Origin of the sequence: Leptolyngbya sp. FACHB-36 (assembly GCF_014695955.1) — a bacterium.
GTDB lineage: Bacteria > Cyanobacteriota > Cyanobacteriia > Leptolyngbyales > Leptolyngbyaceae > FACHB-36.
Window position 1 is genome coordinate 1 of the sequence record NZ_JACJPG010000338.1, and the last position, 2,739, is coordinate 2,739.

Annotated in this window: 3 protein-coding genes; 2 read left to right on the forward strand and 1 reads right to left on the reverse strand. The window is 51.6% G+C overall.

Annotated features, from left to right (window positions below; all coding sequences use genetic code 11):
• Positions 1-82: 82 nt before the first annotated feature.
• The gene (locus tag H6F43_RS09660) at positions 83-274 is read left to right on the forward strand and encodes a DUF2949 domain-containing protein (protein WP_190342575.1); all 192 of its coding nucleotides are present in this window, start codon (positions 83-85) and stop codon (positions 272-274) included.
• Positions 275-373: 99 nt separating this feature from the next.
• Here H6F43_RS09660 and H6F43_RS09665 read toward each other — a convergent pair whose 3' ends face one another.
• Positions 374-1,528, reverse strand: a complete 1,155-nt coding sequence (locus H6F43_RS09665) for an alanine--glyoxylate aminotransferase family protein (RefSeq protein WP_190342576.1) — start codon at positions 1,526-1,528, stop codon at positions 374-376.
• Between the two features lie 243 nt (positions 1,529-1,771).
• On the opposite strand from H6F43_RS09665, the gene H6F43_RS09670 reads away from it, so the two are divergent.
• Positions 1,772-2,680, forward strand: a complete 909-nt coding sequence (locus tag H6F43_RS09670) for an AraC family transcriptional regulator (RefSeq protein WP_190342577.1) — start codon at positions 1,772-1,774, stop codon at positions 2,678-2,680.
• The last annotated feature ends 59 nt before the right edge of the window (positions 2,681-2,739 follow it).

Genomic DNA, 2,739 nt, shown 5'->3' on the forward strand with positions numbered 1-2,739 from the left:
GGTCCGGTCACTTGTGCTACACGATTGTTGTTCATCACGGTGCTTCTTACTATGATTTTTGGTATCAGGAGGTGACTGACCTATGGCACCTGCAACCTACACCCGGTTTATTCGATTCCTACAAGACGAATTAGCCCTTTCGACCGCTTCGATCGCGATCGCGCTACGGCACGTCGAGCACGATCCAGGACCGCTGCCCATGATTCTGTGGCAGTACGGATTGGTCACGCTTGAGCAGCTAGAGCAGATCTACGACTGGCTAGAGCAAGCCTAGACGTTCGATTTATTAGAACCCCGGTCTAAAGATGCCGTCGCTTCAAATTGGCATCTTTGGAACTGCCGGGATTCCTATTAAATTAGCCTAAGCTTCGAGCTATGAATTGGCAAGCACTTTCGCGGCGGCAGCAATGCCCGCACCTAGAGAAACGCTTTCGTAGCCAAGCTCTTGCAGGGTTGCTTCCAGAGCACCGATCGCGGCGAGAATATCGCGATCGCTAACAAAGCCCAAATGACCAATGCGGAAGATCTTACCTTTAAGGTGGTCCTGCCCACCTGCCAGCACGATATCAAACCGCTTCTTCATAACAGCGCGAATTTGCTCCGCATCAACGCGATCGGGAGCAACTGCTGTAATTGCCGGACTTGCTGCACTATCAGCAGCAAACAGCGGCAAATTCAGCGCTTTAATAGCGGCACGGGTGGCAGTCGTCAACCGCTGATGCCGTGCAAAGATGTTATCAAGCCCTTCCGCTTTCATCATTCTCAGCGCGGCTTGCAGCCCAAAGAAAAGATTCACAGGCGGCGTAAACGGAGTTGTATTCTTGGCGGCGTCTTTGCGGTACTTGCCCAAATCCAGATAAAAGCGCGGCAGCTTTGCGGTGGCGTATGCCTGCCATGCGCGTGGACTGACGACCACAAAGCCTAATCCAGGAGGAATCATGTAGCCTTTCTGCGACCCGGATGCCACGACATCAAGTCCCCATTCATCCACTGGAACATTGATGGCTCCCAAGCTAGTCACGGTATCCACAATAATCAGCGCTTCGCCATGCGCTTTGACGTAGCGGTTGATTGTTTCTAGGTCATTGAGCACCCCGGTCGATGTCTCGCTGTGGGTGATAATGACGGCTTTAATTGTTTTCTCGGTATCCGCCTCTAAGACACTCCGAAACGTCTCTGGGTCCAGCGCCTGACCCCAGTCTGCCGTAATCGTCTCTACTTGAAGCCCAAATGCTTTGCTCAGCTCTGCCCAACGATCGCCAAATTTTCCATTGCAGCCCACCAACACTCGATCGCCAGGGCTGAGGAAGTTAATGATGCCTGCTTCCATAGCGCCCGTACCACTGGCGGACAAAATGAGCACGTCGTTCTGAGTTTGGTGAAGCCACTTCAGGTTTTCAATCACCTCGGCGACAATCTTGGAGAAGTCACCGCTGCGGTGCCCGATCGGGTGCTTTGCCATTGCGAGAAGAACCTGCTCTGGCACCGGCGTCGGACCGGGAATCATTAGCATTAGCTTATCGTCCATGGCTCTGCCCCGAAATTAAAATTCAATTGGCTGCATAATCCAGGATTACACACTTTGGCAGCAATAAGGCTGAGGAACGATTGAGTTTTCAGCGATTAGCGCTGAAGTGTGATGCGTCAGTTGCAGATAGAACCCGCCGAATTTCTTGCCGTTATTTAACGGCGATCGATCAATTTATTCATGGAAACGCTGAGATTTTAATATTAAGTAGACTGTGTACGGTTAGTCCTCCGCCTTGCCCCAATGCTCGACAGCCACATTCATCTCATCAACACAGCAACTGCACAAGCATTCCCGGCTGCTCCTGAAGGGACAGTGTTAAAGTCGAGCGCTGGCTTGGGTTGGCGAGGCATTACAGTAGAACTTCACTCGCTGCCGCCCGTTGAATACCCCGAACATTATGTCCAGGGGCATCGCCTGGCAGTTGTGCATCGGGGCAAGCCCATCACCTACGAATGGAAAGACGGCGATCGCTGGAAGAGCGTGCGAGCACATCCTGGAATCTTTTTCTTGCAGTCTCATGGTGATGTGAACGCTCCACGCTGGTTTGAACCGTTTGAAACCGTTGCGATCGCCCTCGATCCCTCGTTCATTGCTCAAAGTTTTCGAGATTCAATTGTCCCCGAACGCATCCGCCTTCAAGAGCGGCGGGCAGAGTTTGATGGAATCGTGGCGGGGTTTGCCAGGCAGTTTGAGGATGAATTAACCAACGGTACCTATGGCGGTGCGCTCTATGGAGAATCATTAGCGCTGGCATTTTCGCTGTATTTGCTGGAGCGACACAGCGAAAATGCTCAACCACTACCGCGTCCACGCGGCAAACTTTCATCGCTCCAACTGCGCGACGTGATCGAGTATGCTCACGTCAATTTATCTCGATCGCTCAGTTTGACGGAGTTAGCAGAACATCTCAATCTCAGTACCTTTCATTTTGCGCGTCTGTTCAAAAACTCCCTGGGGCTATCTCCGCATCAGTATGTCCTGCAAAATCGTGTAGAACGAGCCAAGAAGTTAATTTCGGTTTCTGCTAGTCCCAATCTCAGCGACATCGCTTTACACGTCGGTTTCTACGACCAAGCGCATTTTGGGAAAGCCTTCAAACGAGTGGTTGGTGTTTCCCCAAAAGCCTTTTCTAGGCTGCAAGCGAGTTGAGCAAGAATTTACTAGTTTACCGATCGCTAGCATCAGTAAGCTGACCTCAGAGTTGAGGA